The sequence below is a fragment of the Pediococcus pentosaceus ATCC 25745 genome, from assembly GCF_000014505.1.
In the GTDB taxonomy this organism is placed as follows: domain Bacteria; phylum Bacillota; class Bacilli; order Lactobacillales; family Lactobacillaceae; genus Pediococcus; species Pediococcus pentosaceus.
Genome location: NC_008525.1, coordinates 1462906 through 1480270, shown reverse-complemented (window position 1 = coordinate 1480270; position 17365 = coordinate 1462906). Strand labels below are relative to the sequence as shown.

Annotated in this window: 21 protein-coding genes; 17 read left to right on the top strand and 4 right to left on the bottom strand. The window is 37.1% G+C overall.

Annotation, left to right across the window (positions count from 1 at the left end):
• The first annotated feature begins 22 nt into the window (after nt 1-22).
• Nucleotides 23-523, top strand: coding sequence for a PTS system mannose/fructose/N-acetylgalactosamine-transporter subunit IIB (locus PEPE_RS07340; RefSeq protein ID WP_002833237.1), 501 nt, complete (start codon nt 23-25; stop codon nt 521-523).
• Nucleotides 524-580: 57 nt separating this feature from the next.
• Here PEPE_RS07340 and PEPE_RS07335 read toward each other — a convergent pair whose 3' ends face one another.
• Nucleotides 581-1042: a hypothetical protein gene (locus tag PEPE_RS07335; protein ID WP_011673705.1), complete on the bottom strand. Its 462-nt coding sequence runs from the start codon at nt 1040-1042 to the stop codon at nt 581-583.
• 241 nt (nt 1043-1283) lie between these two features.
• Here PEPE_RS07335 and PEPE_RS07330 point away from each other — a divergent pair, with 241 nt between their 5' ends.
• From PEPE_RS07330 to PEPE_RS07315, 4 genes are all read left to right on the top strand, one after another.
• Nucleotides 1284-2255, top strand: a complete 972-nt coding sequence (locus tag PEPE_RS07330) for a beta-ketoacyl-ACP synthase III (protein WP_002833240.1) — start codon at nt 1284-1286, stop codon at nt 2253-2255.
• A gap of 171 nt (nt 2256-2426) precedes the next feature.
• Nucleotides 2427-3107 (top strand): 2,3-bisphosphoglycerate-dependent phosphoglycerate mutase, encoded by a 681-nt coding sequence (locus tag PEPE_RS07325; RefSeq protein ID WP_002833241.1) that lies wholly within the window; start codon nt 2427-2429, stop codon nt 3105-3107.
• Nucleotides 3108-3259: 152 nt separating this feature from the next.
• The gene (locus PEPE_RS07320; RefSeq protein ID WP_011673704.1) at nt 3260-4447 is read left to right on the top strand and encodes an MFS transporter; all 1188 of its coding nucleotides are present in this window, start codon (nt 3260-3262) and stop codon (nt 4445-4447) included.
• Between the two features lie 63 nt (nt 4448-4510).
• A complete protein-coding gene (locus PEPE_RS07315; RefSeq protein WP_011673703.1) occupies nt 4511-4891 on the top strand; it encodes a winged helix-turn-helix transcriptional regulator in 381 nt (126 codons plus the stop codon).
• 75 nt (nt 4892-4966) lie between these two features.
• On the opposite strand, the gene PEPE_RS07310 is transcribed toward PEPE_RS07315, so the two are convergent.
• The 3 genes from PEPE_RS07310 to PEPE_RS07300 all read right to left on the bottom strand — a co-directional run bounded on the left by PEPE_RS07310 (nt 4967) and on the right by PEPE_RS07300 (nt 7402).
• Entirely contained in the window at nt 4967-6313 is a 1347-nt protein-coding gene (locus tag PEPE_RS07310; RefSeq protein ID WP_011673702.1) for a C1 family peptidase, read from the bottom strand.
• Nucleotides 6314-6382: 69 nt separating this feature from the next.
• A complete protein-coding gene (rpiA, locus tag PEPE_RS07305) occupies nt 6383-7069 on the bottom strand; it encodes a ribose-5-phosphate isomerase RpiA (RefSeq protein ID WP_002833245.1) in 687 nt (228 codons plus the stop codon).
• 3 nt (nt 7070-7072) lie between these two features.
• Nucleotides 7073-7402 (bottom strand): GNAT family N-acetyltransferase, encoded by a 330-nt coding sequence (locus tag PEPE_RS07300; protein ID WP_002833246.1) that lies wholly within the window; start codon nt 7400-7402, stop codon nt 7073-7075.
• A 136-nt stretch (nt 7403-7538) separates the two neighbouring features.
• Here PEPE_RS07300 and PEPE_RS07295 point away from each other — a divergent pair, with 136 nt between their 5' ends.
• The 12 genes from PEPE_RS07295 (at nt 7539) to rplK (ending at nt 17291) form a co-directional block, all read left to right on the top strand.
• The gene (locus PEPE_RS07295; RefSeq protein ID WP_002833247.1) at nt 7539-8072 is read left to right on the top strand and encodes a dCTP deaminase/dUTPase family protein; all 534 of its coding nucleotides are present in this window, start codon (nt 7539-7541) and stop codon (nt 8070-8072) included.
• Nucleotides 8073-8171: 99 nt separating this feature from the next.
• Nucleotides 8172-9542: a DNA repair protein RadA gene (gene radA / locus PEPE_RS07290; protein WP_002833248.1), complete on the top strand. Its 1371-nt coding sequence runs from the start codon at nt 8172-8174 to the stop codon at nt 9540-9542.
• A gap of 17 nt (nt 9543-9559) precedes the next feature.
• Entirely contained in the window at nt 9560-10690 is a 1131-nt protein-coding gene (locus PEPE_RS07285; protein WP_011673701.1) for a PIN/TRAM domain-containing protein, read from the top strand.
• Between the two features lie 69 nt (nt 10691-10759).
• Entirely contained in the window at nt 10760-12247 is a 1488-nt protein-coding gene (gene gltX / locus PEPE_RS07280) for a glutamate--tRNA ligase (RefSeq protein ID WP_002833250.1), read from the top strand.
• Between the two features lie 180 nt (nt 12248-12427).
• A complete protein-coding gene (gene cysS, locus PEPE_RS07275) occupies nt 12428-13840 on the top strand; it encodes a cysteine--tRNA ligase (protein ID WP_011673700.1) in 1413 nt (470 codons plus the stop codon).
• Nucleotides 13833-14246 carry a Mini-ribonuclease 3 gene (locus PEPE_RS07270; RefSeq protein WP_002833252.1) on the top strand — a complete coding sequence of 138 codons (414 nt, stop codon included), beginning with the start codon at nt 13833-13835 and terminating at the stop codon, nt 14244-14246. Before cysS ends, PEPE_RS07270 begins: the two co-directional genes overlap by 8 nt.
• Entirely contained in the window at nt 14239-14997 is a 759-nt protein-coding gene (gene rlmB, locus PEPE_RS07265; RefSeq protein ID WP_002833253.1) for a 23S rRNA (guanosine(2251)-2'-O)-methyltransferase RlmB, read from the top strand. Before PEPE_RS07270 ends, rlmB begins: the two co-directional genes overlap by 8 nt.
• A 117-nt stretch (nt 14998-15114) precedes the next feature.
• Nucleotides 15115-15708, top strand: a complete 594-nt coding sequence (locus PEPE_RS07260) for a competence protein ComX (protein WP_002833254.1) — start codon at nt 15115-15117, stop codon at nt 15706-15708.
• Between the two features lie 55 nt (nt 15709-15763).
• Nucleotides 15764-15913, top strand: a complete 150-nt coding sequence (gene rpmG, locus PEPE_RS07255) for a 50S ribosomal protein L33 (RefSeq protein ID WP_011673699.1) — start codon at nt 15764-15766, stop codon at nt 15911-15913.
• A 12-nt stretch (nt 15914-15925) separates the two neighbouring features.
• Nucleotides 15926-16084, top strand: a complete 159-nt coding sequence (gene secE, locus PEPE_RS07250) for a preprotein translocase subunit SecE (RefSeq protein WP_011673698.1) — start codon at nt 15926-15928, stop codon at nt 16082-16084.
• A gap of 107 nt (nt 16085-16191) precedes the next feature.
• On the top strand, nt 16192-16737 hold the full coding sequence (gene nusG, locus PEPE_RS07245; RefSeq protein ID WP_002833256.1) for a transcription termination/antitermination protein NusG: 546 nt from the start codon (nt 16192-16194) through the stop codon (nt 16735-16737).
• Between the two features lie 128 nt (nt 16738-16865).
• On the top strand, nt 16866-17291 hold the full coding sequence (rplK, locus tag PEPE_RS07240; protein ID WP_002833257.1) for a 50S ribosomal protein L11: 426 nt from the start codon (nt 16866-16868) through the stop codon (nt 17289-17291).
• Nucleotides 17292-17365: the final 74 nt, after the last annotated feature.

The window sequence follows — 17365 nt, the reverse complement described above, 5'->3', positions numbered from 1 at the left end:
TAATTTTGGAGGACACGGTGATATGACGATGGACATTCTACTGGCTCGTGTCGATAGTCGGCTCTTGCATGGGCAAGTAGCGACTGCTTGGGCTAAAAAGGTTAAACCTAATCGGATTTTAGTCGTTTCAGATAGCGTTGCAGAAGATAATTTACGTAAAACGTTGATTACTCAAGCTGCGCCTCCTGGAATATTAGTAAACGTGATTACGGTTGAAAAAATGATTCGAATTTATCAAGATTCGCAATTTGATTCTTTTAAAGTGTTACTTTTAACGGAAACCCTACAAGATATGTTGAAGCTGGTTGATGGCGGTATCGATGTCTCTGATTTAGGGATTGATGTGGGCAGTTTGGCATACGCCGTAGATATGACGATGCTAACAGATGCGATTGCGGTTGGTAAAGAAGAGATTGCTACAATCCGAACCCTACACGAACGTGGATTAACAGTGTATGCTCAGAAAATTCCTAATGATAGCCGTAAAGATTTGATAAAAATGTTAGATAAAAATAATTTATAATAAAAAATAACCCACAACTTTAATAGTTATGGGTTATTTTTATGGTCCAAATAAATGTTAAAGTTCCTCAAGTACCTGATTTTCTTTAATCTTTGGTTCGGGTTGTTTTTGACGATTTTGAATTTCTCGTTCTATTTTAAACAAAGCTTCTTTTTGAGAAGCAGGAACGTCAATGTTAAAACGACCAGTGGCAGTTTCGATTGTTAAACGGGCCTTGAATCCGGCAATACCTAGAATTAAACCGATAATGATGGCTAAAATTCCGATTGCTAAGCCTTTATTCATGGCACTTAAAGCTCCTAAAACAATTAAAATTAAACCAAGTAGTAGCGGGAAAAACTGATTTTTACCTTTGATGCTGGTAGATTTAATATCACTTAGTGCAATGTCTTTAGAAATTAGACCATAAGGGAAAACCCATAGTAATAGACGAGGGATGCGACTACGAACAGATTGGTTGTCCACTTCGACGCGACCTTTCATCCAAAAAATAAGCCAGCTAATTGAAAAATTAAACATTAATATTCCTCCAGTATTGTTCCATTGTCTTATTAATTAAGCATAATTATTTAACGATTAAAAGGCAAGTTTTCTACATGAGATCCATTAGATTTCTTAATATAATTATAAGAACTTAATTAATCCGATTGTTACAACAATGAAAACGTTTGTTAGATGTGATCTGTCACGCACACTATTTTCACAAATAATATTTTACTGGTAGAATAGAATGATAAACAAAGTGAGGAAGAAGCTTAAAATGAGTTTAAAAATTTTATCTACAGCACATTATGTACCCGAACGGGTGGTTGATAACGATGAGTTATCCAAAATTATGGATACAAATGATGAGTGGATTCAATCCCACACAGGAATTCAAACTCGTCATTATGCCATGGGCGAAGAGAATACATCAAGCTTAGCAGTCGAAGTGGGACAAAAATTATTAAACGAAAGTGGTTTAACGGCTGATCAAATCGATGTTATTATTCTTTCAACGATTACGCCAGACGCTTTAACTCCGGCTACTGCAACCATTGTGCAAGCTAAGTTAGGTGCCAAAAATGCTATTGCTTTTGATATATCGGCTGCTTGTGCTGGATTTGTTTTTGGGCTAAGTACGGCTGAAAAATTTATGCGTTCTGGACGTTACCGAAACGCGATGGTGATTAGTGCGGAAACCAATTCTAAAATGATGGATTTTAAAGATCGGACCTCCGCAGTATTTTTTGGTGACGGAGCGGGTGGTGTAATTATTTCTGCTGATGCGCATAACACAGAAGATTTCTTTATTGACGAAGAATTAGCCACCTTAGCGGAAAAAAATGAGTATATTCATAGCGGCCGAATTCCGGCTTTAACGGCTGTGAAAGCTAATAACTTTCCAACAATCGACGCTTTTTTCCAAAGTGGACGAGATGTTTTTAGTTTTGCTACCGGAGTAGTTCCTCCTCAAATGGTAGAAATTTTAAATCGAAATGATTTACATGATAAGGTTGATTACGTAATCTGTCATCAAGCTAACTTAAGAATTATTGAAAAGATTTCTGAAACGATTAACATTCCAATGGAAAAATTTGTTACGAATGTTGAACAATATGGAAATACTTCATCAGCTGGAATTCCAATGGCATTGGCTCAACTCCAAGAAAAAGATCCTAATCCTAAAACTGTTTTAATGACTGGGTTTGGTGCGGGTCTGGACTATGGAAGTATGTTGATTAGAATTTAATCATTGGAATTAAAACTAAACTGTGGTTCGTAATGTGGACCACAGTTTTTTAGTATCTTCATGTAAAAAGTTTTAATGGGATTAAGACTTGCAACTAGTTAGAAAATGAATAACAATGAAGTAGAGTTGAACGATAAGATTGAATTAATATTGAGCAGGGAGAGAAAAGAATTGGCTAAATTAGTTTTAATTAGGCATGGGGAAAGTACCGCCAATCGTGATAATATTTATACAGGGTGGTCGGATGTTCCGCTTACTCCGCTTGGTATTAAGCAAGCACAACGAGCAGGAAAATTAATTGCTAAATTAGGAATTAATTTTGATATGGTTCACACTTCAATGCTGAAGCGCGCGATTGTGACTGCTAATATCGTTTTAGATGATCTTAATCAAAATTGGTTACCGATTAATAAGACTTGGCGATTAAATGAACGCCATTATGGGGCTTTAAGGGGACAAAATAAGGATGAGACCCGCCAAATTTATGGTAAGGAGCAGGTTGCTTTATGGCGTCGGAGTTTTGATGCAGTACCACCCCTGCTAGAGCATCCCGATGATGATCGACGATATGCGGTTAATGGAATTTTGAATGAACCACTGGGTGAAAGTTTACATATGGCTTATAATCGCTTGCTACCATACTGGATTGATCAAATTGCTCCTAGATTAATGGAAGGACAAAATCAATTGGTAGTCGCACATGGAAGTTCTTTGCGAGCATTAATTAAATATTTGGAGAACATTTCTGACCAGGGTATTGATGGAGTCGAAGTTGAAAATGGAGAACCCATCATTTACGAATTAAAATCGGATTTATCTATCCAAAATAAAATTATCTTGAAAGAAGCCTAATTATTTAGGCTCTTTTTTTATGCATAAAGTATTGATTTCAGTAAAATGGGACAATTTTGTCTCTATGCGACAAAATTGTGCGTACTTCTATAAATGTCATAATTCACTTATATTATCTATATCGTTTGAGAGAGAAAATATGAGGTGAGATAATGATTAATCAAAAATCTAAAGCTAATTTTGCTTTATTTGCTTTGGCAGTAATATTTTTTGCGGTTGGTGTCACAGAATTTATTAGCGTGGGGGTACTACCAGCGATTTCAAAAAGTTTTATGATTACGACTTCAACAGCCGGACTAATAACTACTATTTATGCTTTAGGAGTAGCATTAGGCGCTCCAATTTTAACAATTTTAACTGCTAAATTTCAGCGGAAAGGAACTATTTTAGGGGCTATTATTATTTTTATAATCGGTCACTTAATTATTGGATTTGCTACCAATTTTGGAGAAGTCATTTTCGGTAGGTTAATAGCTGGTGCTTCACATGGGTTATTGTTTGCGCTCAGTTCGACAATAGCCGCCGAATTAGTTGATGAATCCAGACAAGCGAGTGCAATTGCTTATATTTTTACGGGTTTCACAATTGCGACAGCACTGGGTGCTCCATTGGGGACGGCGGTTAGTACTTATTGGGGATGGCGGATACCTTTTTTGGCGATTGCGACTTTAGGAATAGTAGCATGGATTTTAAATCGAGTAGCTTTACCTAAACAAGCTAGAAAGAATGTAGAAATATCCAGCATAGCAGATCAAGTAAAGTTGATTTTGCATCCACATGTTTTATTAACGCTCCTAATTACCATCTTAGGATATGGTGGTACTTTTGCAACCTTCACGTATTTATCATCAATTTTGCAAAAGATAACCCATGTCCCTGCGAATCAAGTTAGTTTATTCTTAGTGATTTATGGTATAGCTATCGCAATTGGAAATACGCTTGGTGGTAAACTAGGAAATGCTAAACCGATTAACGCTTTATTCGGGATCTTCATCGTTCAAGGGTTAGCTTTATTTGCTTTTTATTTTACAGTTACTAATATATATTTAAGTACTTTAAATATCGTGCTCTTAGGTTTAGTTGCTTTTATGAGCGTTCCCGTTCTACAGTCGTATATTTTAATTTTAGCTAAAAGTTATTCATCTAAAGCAGTTGATGTTGCCTCATCCTTGAATATTTCTGCTTTTAGTTTTGGCATTGTAGGTGGGTCTTTCTTAGGAGGAGTTGCACTTGATACTTATGGCTTAAGAAGCACAATGCTACTAGCAGCAGCTATGGTTGCATTAGCAGTTTTAATGATGTTGGTAGAAAATAAATTTGAAAATAAACGTCAGAAATAGTTTTAGAAAATGCTGTCGTTCCAAAAGGACGTGCTAAAATTACCCAGTAGGAGGTTTGGTTAGATGCCTGAAAAAATATATCATGTAGCAGTTGAAGCAACTTTAGATGTAATAGGAGGAAAATGGAAACCCGTCATTCTATGTCATCTAGGAGGTCGTACTCTAAGAACGGGAGAGTTATGTCAGTTAATGCCGGATGTTTCACAAAGAGTATTAACTAGGCAATTGCGCGAACTAGAAGCCGACAATATTGTTCAACGTAAGGTGTACAACCAGGTACCGCCAAAGGTTGAATATTCTTTAACCAAAGAGGGAAAAAGTCTAAGAAATATTTTATTAGCAATGTCAAATTGGGGTAAGGATAAGGTCGAACGTCTGCAAAAACAAGGTAATAGTGTGGAAATTATTGATAACGATCCGCATCCCTTTTCAAATATGGAGTAGTAAAAAAGCGACTAGTTAAGGACCGATTTTCATTTGGTCCACAGCTAGTCGCTTTTTTATTGATAAAATTATTTATTAATCTTGATAAGCCAAAGATCCCATTGGGTCCCAAGGTTTCAAGACGGTAGGTGTTTGAGCCTGCGCTTGACGTTGCGCTTCGGTTAAGAATTGTTTTTGAACAACTACTTGGTAACAGTATTCGTCCATCCAAGCATCGGACATTACCATATAGCCTTTTTCACCGACTTTTTTACCCCAACTATTTTCAACTTTCCATTTAGTTGGTTGACCAGCGACAAGATCGACACCAGTAAGTACCATAGCGTGAGTCATTAAACTCTCTTTGTAGTCTAAACGTTCAGCTTTAGACATTGAAAGATCGATATCAAACAACTCATCTTCAGCAAAAACATCTAGGTCCAAAAGTCCCTTTTCACGAGCCTCAGAGTGTTGACCAACATCGCAACCAAACCACACTGATTGTCCAGCTTTAAGTTGGTTGATGGCCGCCTGCTTGAAGTCGTCCATAGCAAGGTTTAGATGTTTAACTTGGCGTCCATTTACGACATTGCCAAGCATATCAATTGTATATGTTTGGTTGTAAGGTTTGTCAGCAGTTGGCGCATTAATGATGGAAATATATTCGGAAAGGTTCCAACCTACATACTTATCATAAAATGCTTTAGGCGTAATACCTGCTTCACGATGATAATTTTGATCGGCGTCACGATATTCCCAATCGAATTGAACAGGTGGTTCTCCGAAACTGTAAGAAGCCATGCGATAGACTTCACTAAGCATTTGTTGCTTACGTTCATCAATGTCTGTACGACTTGCTCCTGAATTAACTAAATTACGTAATGTAACTGCATCTTTGCGTAACTTTTCATTTAGCAATGTGTCAAATTCACGAGATTTTGAACTATTATAAGTTTCAGGGTAGGCCGATTGAGGAACTACACCGTATTTTTCAATTAATGCGCAGAGCATATCCCATTGGCCACCATCACCTTGAGGTTCATTTAATAAGAAGGCCACTTTACGGTCATCAGTATCAAGCTCGGCCGTATTAATGATATTTTCGTAGAACCAATTTGATTTTTCAAACTTATCCCAGAAAAAAGTATAATTTTGGGATAATTCAAAATTGCCAGGAACTTTGAATTGGTTTTTCATGTCATGACGCATAGTATTCAAAGCGGCAAACATCCAACAACGACCACTTTGTTTCTGATTCGCAACATCACCGGTATCTAAATCAATTGAAAAAACGGGTGTGCTTTGAACATCAGCTGCAAGGTTACGACTGGAATTAAGAATTCCATTTTTAGTAACTGTGCGTTCAATAACTTTAGCTTCTTTACGACCGTTATATTCTTGTTTAAAACGGTCAATTAAATTTTGTGAAATTTCTTTACTCAATATCTTCAACTCCATCCTAATATTGGTGATGATTATACGCTAATTAAAAAAATTAGTAAATGATTAGAATTATGGTCGAGCAGTCAAAACTTCTGGACCATTTTGGCGTCCAACAATGACAGTATTAACCATGTCAAGGAACAATCCTTGTTCTACAATACCAACTTGTTTGATTAGATAATCTGCTAATTGATGCGGGTGTTTAATTTCACCAAGATGAAGATCAATTACGTAGTTTTTAGAATCGGTTAAAACATATTCGCCAGCATCATTTTTCCTAAATTCAGGATGAAGGCCTTCTTTTTCAAGCTTCTTGAAGACTTGTTTGCTACCATATGGAATTACTTCTAGAGGGAGTGGGAAGGCCCCTAAGTGATCAACCATTTTAGATTCATCTACAATCCACATTACTTTTTTTGAGTTTGTGGCAACAATTTTTTCAAACAAGTGAGCGGCACCGCCACCTTTGATACCTTGGAAGTCAGAACTGATTTCATCAGCTCCATCAATGGTTAAATCAATATGATCAACCTCGTCAACAGATTTAACATTAATGCCCAATGAACGGGCTTGTTCAGCTGTACGATCGGAAGTTGGGACCCCAACGATATTTAAATTTTCATTTTTAACGCGTTCACCAAGAGCGTCCACCATAAATTTAACAGTAGAACCGGTACCTAAACCCACAGTCATCCCATCTTCAATAAATTTAACGGCTTCTTCGCCAACTAGTTTTTTTAATTCGTTTTGATCCATTTCTTAATCTTCCTTTCGACTTACTAAGCTTTGTATTTTAGTTGCTGTAATTTGGTCGTGCATGTTCCATTCGGAAAGTTCCGGATGGTTGAGAAAATATTTTCTTGCAAAGGGACAAAGAGGATAAATTTTCTGGTTATTTTCAATTGCAAAATTAATGAAGTCTTTCATCAATTTGCCACCCCAGCCTTGCCCTCGAACTTCAGGATTAACAAAGACTTCTTCACAGATTAAAGTATCAAGATCGGGAATTTTAGAATAGAGTACATGTCCTACTTGCACACCTTCGGAATTAGTCCAAAAAAGACGGTTTGCTTCGATATTTCTTTCCATACATAAGCCTCCTTTTCCTACAATAATCATTGTCGCCAAGAAAGCGCATAAAGTCAATTGCTTCAACAGATTTCCGTTTACAAAGTGGGTCAATAAAAGGATAATAAAATAAATGATTATTAGGAGGGAAACCGTAATGAGTAGAGGATTTGAAATTATTAGTAAGTATCAAAATCAAGGATTACATTTACCCCAACGACAAACAAAAGCAGCCGCTGGATATGACTTTGAAGCGGCAGAAGATTTTGTGTTACCAAGTATTTGGAAATTGAATTTTGTGAAGGTTTTGTGGGCCCTACGTCATCAAGAAAATGTAACAGACGAAGTATTAGATGCGGCTCGAGCAGAATTAAAACCATATTTAGTACCAACGGGTATTAAAGCATATATGGAAGATGATGAGTATTTAATGTTGGCCAATCGTTCTAGTAACCCTCTAAAACGTAGTTTAATTTTACCTAATGGGGTAGGAATTGTGGACGCGGACTACTACAATAATGAAAGCAATGAAGGGGCTATTTTTCTCCAACTTGTAAATTATGGAATTACAGATGTAAAAATCAAAAAGGGCGAACGAATTGGTCAGGGAATTTTTATGAAATATTTAGTAGCTGACAACGAAACGGCCTCAGAACAAAAGCGAACTGGTGGGTTTGGTTCGACTAAGTAGTCATTAAAAATCAATAAAGGTCAAACTAATTTTGATTAAATTATAGAAATAAATGCTATCCTAATTGTACGAATTTAAAGTTGAGGGGGAATTTAAAGCTTGGCTAAAGTAAAAACACAGTTTTTGTGTTCAGAATGTGGGTATGTTTCACCTAAATTCTTAGGACGTTGTCCTAATTGTGGAAGATGGAACACTCTGGTTGAAGAGCGGATTAGTGAACCTAAAAATGAACGTAAGAGTCGCGTTAGTTTTGAGGGTAAAAGTAGTAAACCACAACTAATTTCAGAAGTTAAAATGCACGAAGAACCGCGGGTTAAAACAGGGATGGAAGAACTGAACCGAGTGCTCGGTGGTGGAGTAGTGGATGGCTCACTAGTTCTAATTGGTGGAGATCCAGGAATTGGAAAGTCGACCCTGTTGTTACAACTATCTGGGCAATTAGCTGCTACTGATCGAGATGTTTTATACGTGTCTGGGGAAGAAAGTGCTTCACAGATCAAGATGCGCGCCGAACGTTTACAGGTTAACAGTGAACGTTTTTACTTGTACCCTGAAACTGATATGTCCAATATTCGTGCGGTCATTGAGGAACTACATCCTCAGTATGTAATTATTGATTCTGTTCAAACCATGCAAGAGCCCGACATTGATTCAGCAGTAGGTAGTGTATCGCAAATTCGAGAAATTACAGCCGAATTAATGCAGATTGCTAAAACAAATAACATTACTATTTTTATTGTTGGTCATGTAACTAAAGGCGGAGCCATTGCTGGTCCTAAAATTTTAGAACATATGGTTGATACAGTACTTTATTTTGAAGGCGATTTGCATCATACGTATCGAATTTTACGAGCGGTTAAAAATCGATTTGGTTCTACGAATGAATTGGGAATTTTCGAAATGCGAGAGGAAGGGCTTCGAGAAGTAGCCAATCCTTCGGAAATCTTTTTAGAGGAACGCCTGCAAGATGCTAACGGTTCCGCTATTGTGGTTTCGATGGAAGGTACTCGACCAATTTTGGTCGAAATTCAAGCTTTGATTACGCCTACCATTTTTGGGAATGCTCAGCGGACTGCTAGCGGGTTGGATCGTAACCGAGTCTCATTGATTATGGCAGTTTTAGAAAAAAGGGCTAATTTAACGTTGCAGAACCAAGACGCCTACTTAAAGGCTGCTGGCGGAGTGAAATTGGATGAGCCAGCAATTGATTTGGCAATTGCGATGAGTATTGTATCGAGTTTTAAGAATCAAGGGACGAGACCGACTGATAGCTTTGTTGGCGAAATTGGTTTAACTGGTGAAATCCGACGGGTTAATCGGATTGAACAACGGGTTGCCGAAGCTCAAAAACTAGGTTTTCAACGAATTTTAATTCCTAAGAATAATTTGAAGGGTTGGAATCCACCTAAAGGGATTGAAGTAGTAGGAGTAACAACGATTACGGACGCAATTCGGAAGGCGTTTAATTAGAAAGGAGGTGAATTAAAATGAAAAATATTAAAAAACGAATTGTCCAAGCGGTGTTTGCTTTAGCTGGTGGTACTTTAGGAATGTCGTATCTACCAGTTGTTTGGTCGTTATCAAATTTGGATAAGTTTATTTTATTAAACAATCGCGTAACGGGCTTTGTTATTGGTGCAATTATTTTCTGGGTTCTATCTATCTTTTTGGCTGGTTATGTATTGAGTTTAATGAGACAAGCAGAAAAAATGTTAACTAAATCTTCGCCAATCTATTTAATTACTAGTGGTGTTGGAACGGTCATTGGATTGGTCATTGCTATTTTAATTTCCACTTTATTTTATCGATCAGATGTCTTCTTTATTAATACGATGATTCCATTAATTTTAATGTTGATTTTGGGTTATTTAGGTTTTCGAATTGGAACAACTCGGCTAAACGAGTGGAAAAAATTATTCCAAGTTCGCAAACGTGATTTAAATAATCAAGATCAAGTGTTGGAGCGTCGAGCAGGTGAAAATTACCATCACTACAAGATTTTAGATACTAATATCTTAATTGATGGGCGAGTATACGATTTAGTAAAAACTGGATTGTTAGAGGGAACTTTATTAGTTCCTAACTTTGTCTTATACGAACTACAATACATTGCCGATTCTGCTGATAGCATTAAGCGGGTGCGTGGACGCCGAGGCTTAGACTTCTTAAACAAGCTTCAAAATGAAAAGATTATGCCAATTGAAATGTACGATGGCGATTATGAAGAAATTGAAGAAGTCGATAGCAAACTAATCCAACTTGCTAAGGACAAGGACGCCGTAATTGTGACGAACGATTATAACTTGAATAAAGTTAGTCAATTTCAGAATGTCCAAGTGTTAAATATCAACGAGTTGGCTAATGCGTTGAAACCACGAGTAATTCCAGGTGAAACGATGAAAGTACACGTCGTTAAGAATGGTACAGAACGGCAACAAGGGGTTGCCTATTTGGACGACGGGACGATGGTTGTTGTGGAAGATGGTAAGTTTTATATCAGTGAAACAATTGACGTCGTAGTTACGAGTGCAATTCAAACTGATGCGGGTCGAATGATTTTTGCTAAACCGGTTCACTCCACTAAGGAAATTACCCATAGCAAAGATAAGACAGAATAGACTTTATTTATTATTGATATCAATGTAGAATGAAAACATTGTGACATAATTTTTGGAGAGGTGTTAATTTTGGCAAAGCAAAAGATTCGAGTACGTTATGCTCCAAGTCCAACGGGACATCTGCATATCGGAAATGCACGAACAGCCTTATTTAATTATTTGTTTGCTCGTCATTACAAAGGTAAATTTATTCTTAGAATTGAAGATACTGACCAAAGTCGGAATATCGCTGACGGAGAAAAAAGTCAGATCGATAACCTAAAATGGTTGGGAATGGATTGGGATGAAGGTCCTGATAAACCGGGAGAATACGGTCCATATCGTCAATCTGAACGTAAAGGTATATATCAACCACTAATTGATCAGTTAGTTGCTGAAGGTAAAGCATATGAATCATATATGACTGAAGAAGAACTAGCTGCTCAACGTGAAGAGCAAAAGGCAAATGGTGAAATGCCTCATTATGTTGATGAATATGCTGGATTATCACCTGAACAAAAAGAACAAAAAATTGCTGATGCTAAGGCAGCAGGAATTGAACCTGTAATTCGTTTTAAGGTGCCTACCAACACTACTTACGAATGGGATGATTTGGTTAAGGGTCATATTTCATTTGAATCTGAAACAATTGGTGGCGATTTTGTCATTCAAAAGCGTGATGGAATGCCAACTTACAACTTTGCGGTAGTTGTTGATGATCACATGATGGAAATTAGCCATGTTTTCCGTGGGGATGACCACGTTGCAAATACTCCTAAACAATTGATGATTTATGAAGCTTTAGGATGGGATGCTCCCCAATTTGGTCACATGAGCTTAATTATCAATACTGAAACAGGTAAGAAGTTAAGTAAACGTGATGAATCTATTCTTCAATTCATCGAACAATATCGTAGTTTAGGATATCTACCAGAAGCAATGTTGAACTTTATTATCTTGCTCGGCTGGTCACCAGTGGGAGAAAGTGAAATCTTTACTCTACGTGAATTCGTTAAGATGTATGATGAAAAGCGTTTGAGTAAGTCACCTGCTGCTTTTGATGCTAAGAAATTGGAATGGATTAACAACCAATATGTTAAAGCTGCTGATGAAGATCGTATCATGCACTCAGCACTCCTTCAATTGATTAATGCCGGTAAGATTGAAAAGAACCCAGCACCAATGAAGGTAGAATGGGCACGTAAGTTAATCAACTTATTTAAGCGTCAAATGAGTTATACAGCGCAAATTGTTGAATTTACAGAATTATTCTTTAATGGTCCTGAAAATATCGATGAAGAGGCTAAAGAAGAATTGGCCACGGATGATGCTCTTCCAGTATTAAAAGCATTGGAAAAACAATTCAGTGATTTGCCAGTCTTTGATACAGTTAACATTTTGGCAGCTATTAAGGCGGTTCAAAAGGAAACTGGAATTAAGGGTCGCAAACTTTGGATGCCAATTCGAATTGCTATTACCCATGAAATGCATGGACCAGAACTTCCAGAAAGTTTGGAATTATTAGGTTATGAATTATCAATGCAACATTTACGGGCAATGATTGAAGAATTAAGCTAAATATGAAAGAAGAACTTCAATAAAGTTAGGTGGGAGACATGGACTCCGCTACCAAACGTTGATGCTTGGCTCAGCGACTAAAACTTTTTTGAAGCTCTTCTTTTTTATATTCACTTTGCGTTGCATACTCTTTTCAATTATCATTAGAGGTAGCTAAAAATCCCCGTAGGGAGTGAAAAAATGATTAAAATTTATAATACAATGTCTAGAACTAAAGAAACTTTCAAGCCTTTAGTGGATCATAAGGTATCAATGTACGTTTGTGGACCGACAGTATACAACTATATTCATATTGGCAACGCGCGTAGTATTATCGCTTTTGATACCATCAGGAGATATTTTGAATATCGCGGATTTGAAGTGAAATTTGTTTCAAATTTTACTGATGTTGACGATAAAATGATTAATTCAGCTCGTGAACAAGGTATTACAGTTCCAGAATTAGCGGATCGTTATATTGGAGCTTTTAAAGAAGATGTCCAAGCTGTTAATGTAGAACCAGCGACGCTTAATCCACGGGCTACTGAGAATATCGATGATATTATCGCATTTATTGCAGATTTGATGGACAAGGGCTTTGCCTATGCGGTAGATGGCGATGTGTACTATCGGGCACGTAAGTTTTCAAAGTATGGTGCCCTTTCGCACCAAAATATTGATGAATTAGAACAGGGTGCGAGCCAACACGTAGATGATGAAGAAACAGCTCGTAAAGAAGATCCAATTGATTTTGCGTTGTGGAAGGCAGCTAAGGGTGATGAAATTGCTTGGAAAGCACCATGGGGGACCGGACGCCCTGGATGGCATATTGAATGTTCAGTAATGTCAACCAAATATCTAGGAGATACTTTTGATATTCATGGTGGAGGAGAAGACCTTCAATTTCCGCATCATGAAAATGAAATTGCTCAAAGTGAAGCCAAAACTGGTAAACAGTTTGCTAGATACTGGATGCATAATGGTTTTGTCACAGTCGGTGATGATAATGAAAAGATGAGTAAATCTTTGGGAAACTTTGTTACGGTGCACGATTTAGTTCAAAAAATAAATCCCCAAGTCTTACGTTTCTTAATGTCGACTACTCAATATCGACGTCCAATTCAATATACACAAGCAAGTTTACAAGACGCTAAAAACAATCTAGAAAAGCTGCAAAATGCTTTTATCAATTTGAATTATCGTTTGCAAGGTGCTCAAGGGGCAGCTGACGCAACGGTTGCTGAACAGGCTGCTCAATTAGAAACAGACTTTATTACAGCGATGGATGATGACTTTAATGCGCAAAATGGGATTACCGTTGTTTACGAGTTTGCACGCTTAATCAATGTATATAGTGAAAAAACAGCCGTGAATGCTGAGCAAATTAATCAATTATTAACCAGCTATGCTAAAATGGCAGCTGTTTTTGGGATTGAATTGAAACAGATTGAAAATGATGATGCTGAAATTGATGAATTAGTTAAACAACGCGATCAAGCTCGTGCAGACCGCGATTTTGAGACTAGTGATCGATTACGTAATCAATTAAAAGAAATGGGTGTTATCTTAGAGGATACGCCACAAGGAACACGTTGGAGAAAAAAAGATGAGTGAAGAGTTTAATTACCAAGCAATTAATGGAATTGCATTAGCTTATTTGGGTGATGCGGAATACGAAGTTTTTATTAGAAGACATCTAATTAAACAAGGGCTTACCCGTCCTAATCGGTTACATCACGTTGCAACCAGATATGTATCTGCTAAAGCACAAGCAGCTTTAATTAACGCAATGGAAGCAGAAAATTTTCTTACTGAAAAAGAAATCGAAGCTTTCAAAAAGGGGCGTAATGCTAAAAGTCATACGTCTGCAAAAAATACATCAGTCCTTACTTACCGAATTTCAACGGGATTTGAGGCAATTGTTGGATATCTGTCATTGACAAATCAAACTGAACGTTTAGCTGAATTTGCTCAATGGTGTATTGAAAAAGTCGAGGAAGGAAATTTACGTATTGAATAATTCAAATGAAACGCAACAACCAGATTTTGTCATTGGCCGCCATCCAGCAATGGCTAGTTTGCAAAGTGATCATTCAATTAACAAGGTTTTTATTCAAGAAGGGCTAAAATCGGATGGAATTGGACAAATTATTGCTAAAGCAAAAAAACAAGGTCTGGTAATTCAACGAGTTACTAAGTCGAAATTGGATACATTATCGAACGGACAAAATCACCAAGGGGTGGTATTAGCGGTTGCATCCTTTGAATATGCTGAATTAGATGATATCTTCAAGTTAGCTAAAGCACGCGAAGAGGAACCCTTCATTTTAATTTTAGATGGAATTGAAGACCCGCATAACTTAGGTTCAATTTTAAGAACGGCAGATGCAGCAGGCGTTCACGGAGTAATTATTCCAAAACGACGGGCAGTTGGTTTAACCAGTACCGTAGCCAAAACTTCTGCGGGAGCAATTGAACGAGTTCCTGTCGTCCAAGTTAGCAACTTAGTTAACGCGATTAAAGAACTTAAAGAACGTGGACTTTGGATTTTTGGTACTGATATGAAGGGAACGGATTATCGCCGCTGGGATGCAAAAGGGGCGGTAGGTTTGATTATCGGTAACGAAGGAAAAGGTATGGCCCGCCTAACTAAGGATAATGTGGACGAAATGTTAACGATTCCGATGGTTGGTGAAATTCAAAGTTTAAATGCAAGTGTAGCAGCCGGACTTTTAATTTACCAAGGCTATAATTCAAGACATCAACTTTAAAAATTAGAAACGAATGATTGGAATGCCAATTATTCGTTTTTTATTTACGAAAAATGCGGTTAGAAAATTTTAACAACCTTGCTAAGATCGTTTCCATTGAAACAGGGAGGAAGCGTAATGGCGAAACAAGGTAGTTTGGAAGAATTGGATGAGCTTGAAATAGTTCAACAAATAAAAAACAATGATTCAAGTAATTTTGAAATTCTATTTAAGCGATATATTCCAATTATTAAAAAATTAAGAACAAGATATTCGATTCGTAATCTAGAATGGGATGATTGGTTGCAAGAAGGACGCATCGTTTTCTTCAACTCGGTAGTTAATTTTGATGAAAATTTAAAAATTACTTTGGGGGCTTTTTTTCGAACTAATTTTACTAATCGAATTTATAGTATCTTAAGATTTGAGATGGCCTATAAAAGAAAAGCGGGTCTGACGGCGCAATCGATAGAAAGTGTTGATGGTGATTTAGAAACAGCAACTAAGAAAATTTCTAAGATTACACCGCATAGTAATTTAGTCATTAAGGAGAGTTATGCGGAATATGAATCATTGTTATCAAAATTTGAAAAAGAAGTTTCAGTGCTGTTGTTTAAAGGAAATTGCCCAGAAGAAATTGCGGAAAAACTTGGTTATGAGGTGATTAAGATCCAAAATGCGATAGTACGGTGTAAACAAAAATTAAGTGAACAAATGTATGGTCGCCCTTAATTGACAATCAGGGTTGCACATGCTAAAGTTTAATTTCGATAAGGAGGGATTTTTTATGTCCCAAAAGAAAGTAGCTTTAGCATGTACTGTTTGTGGTTCAAGAAACTACACAGTAGCAGCTAACCCGCAAAGAACAGACCGTTTAGAGGTTAATAAGTACTGTAAACGTTGTAACAAACACACTTTACACAGTGAAACAAGATAGGAGGCGTATTAAATGTTTCGATTTTTTAAGAGCATTGGTCAAGAGATGCGAGAAGTTGACTGGCCTAATTTTAAACAGTTAAGAAAAGACTCTTCCACTGTTATTTCAACATCGGTATTTTTTATAGCCTTCTTAGCTTTAGCCCGATTGGCTAATTCAATTGTTCCTTAAGCTATTTGTATAATGGCATAAGGTCGATTATTTTGTTATAATTTAATTTGTTGATTAGAAACTTCGTGCTTACGGAGTTTTTTTATTTTGGAAAAGGAGCGCTTAACTTGGAAACTGAAGAAAAAAACTGGTATGTGTTACATACATATTCTGGATATGAAAATAAAGTTAAAAATAACTTGGATTCACGTGCTAAATCAATGGGGATGGCGGAATATATTTTCCGAGTAGTTGTTCCCGAAGAAGAAGAAGTTGAAACTAAAAATGGGGAAGACAAGATTGTTAAGAAGAATGAATTCCCTGGCTATGTTTTGGTTGAAATGATTATGACTGATGATTCTTGGTACGTGGTTCGTAATACACCAGGAGTTACTGGATTTATTGGTTCCCATGGTTCTGGTAGTAAACCAACTCCACTTTTACCAGATGAAGTTGAACGTATTCTTCGTCGCTTAGGAATGACTGCTCGTCATGCTGATATCGAAGTTGAAGTAGGCGAATTAGTTAAGATCGTCGATGGCGCTTTTGAAGGTTTGACTGGTAAGATTACTGAAGTCGATAATAATAACATGAAGGTTAAAGTTAACATCGATATGTTCGGTCGAGAAACTAGTACAGAACTAGATATCGAACAAATTGATAAAATTGACTAGATTTTAATTTGAACAAACATTTCGGGTGTGGTATTATATCGTAGTATGCCTTGCATACTCAATGTGGGAGAAGAAATATAAATCTTCATCGTGACCACACACGGACTTATTTTAAGGAGGTATGTCTCGTGGCAAAGAAAGTAGCAAACATTGTTAAATTGCAAATTCCTGCAGGAAAAGCAACTCCAGCTCCACCGGTTGGACCAGCACTTGGACAAGCAGGTATCAATATTATGGGATTTACAAAGGACTTTAACGCACGTACAGCTGACCAAGCTGGCTTGTTAATTCCTGTTGTAATCACAGTTTACGAAGACCGTTCATTCGACTTCGTTACAAAGACACCACCTGCTTCAGTTCTTTTGAAGAAAGCTGCTGGTGTAGAACACGGTTCTGGTGAACCTAACACGAACAAAGTAGCAACAGTTACTTCTGCTCAAGTTAAGGAAATCGCTGAAACAAAAATGCAAGATCTAAACGCTGCAGACGTTGAAGCTGCTATGCGCATGATCGAAGGTACAGCACGTAGTATGGGATTCGTAGTCGAAGGCTAATACACGCACTGTCGGATACTCCACTAAAGTGGATGTATCAAAGTGGGAGGAAAATCCGCTATAACCACATTTGC

Excerpts from the sequence above, each read along its gene's own strand:
- rpiA (WP_002833245.1), bottom strand. The coding sequence starts at position 7,069 with ATGGATCAAAACGAATTAAAAAAACTAGTTGGCGAAGAAGCCGTTAAA.
- PEPE_RS07320 (WP_011673704.1), top strand. The coding sequence starts at position 3,260 with ATGATTAATCAAAAATCTAAAGCTAATTTTGCTTTATTTGCTTTGGCA.
- PEPE_RS07300 (WP_002833246.1), bottom strand. The coding sequence starts at position 7,402 with ATGGAAAGAAATATCGAAGCAAACCGTCTTTTTTGGACTAATTCCGAA.
- rpmG (WP_011673699.1), top strand. The coding sequence starts at position 15,764 with ATGTCCCAAAAGAAAGTAGCTTTAGCATGTACTGTTTGTGGTTCAAGA.
- PEPE_RS07260 (WP_002833254.1), top strand. The coding sequence starts at position 15,115 with ATGGCGAAACAAGGTAGTTTGGAAGAATTGGATGAGCTTGAAATAGTT.
- PEPE_RS07315 (WP_011673703.1), top strand. The coding sequence starts at position 4,511 with ATGCCTGAAAAAATATATCATGTAGCAGTTGAAGCAACTTTAGATGTA.
- PEPE_RS07335 (WP_011673705.1), bottom strand. The coding sequence starts at position 1,042 with ATGTTTAATTTTTCAATTAGCTGGCTTATTTTTTGGATGAAAGGTCGC.
- PEPE_RS07295 (WP_002833247.1), top strand. The coding sequence starts at position 7,539 with ATGAGTAGAGGATTTGAAATTATTAGTAAGTATCAAAATCAAGGATTA.
- PEPE_RS07330 (WP_002833240.1), top strand. The coding sequence starts at position 1,284 with ATGAGTTTAAAAATTTTATCTACAGCACATTATGTACCCGAACGGGTG.
- PEPE_RS07340 (WP_002833237.1), top strand. The coding sequence starts at position 23 with ATGACGATGGACATTCTACTGGCTCGTGTCGATAGTCGGCTCTTGCAT.
- secE (WP_011673698.1), top strand. The coding sequence starts at position 15,926 with ATGTTTCGATTTTTTAAGAGCATTGGTCAAGAGATGCGAGAAGTTGAC.
- PEPE_RS07285 (WP_011673701.1), top strand. The coding sequence starts at position 9,560 with ATGAAAAATATTAAAAAACGAATTGTCCAAGCGGTGTTTGCTTTAGCT.
- PEPE_RS07270 (WP_002833252.1), top strand. The coding sequence starts at position 13,833 with ATGAGTGAAGAGTTTAATTACCAAGCAATTAATGGAATTGCATTAGCT.
- cysS (WP_011673700.1), top strand. The coding sequence starts at position 12,428 with ATGATTAAAATTTATAATACAATGTCTAGAACTAAAGAAACTTTCAAG.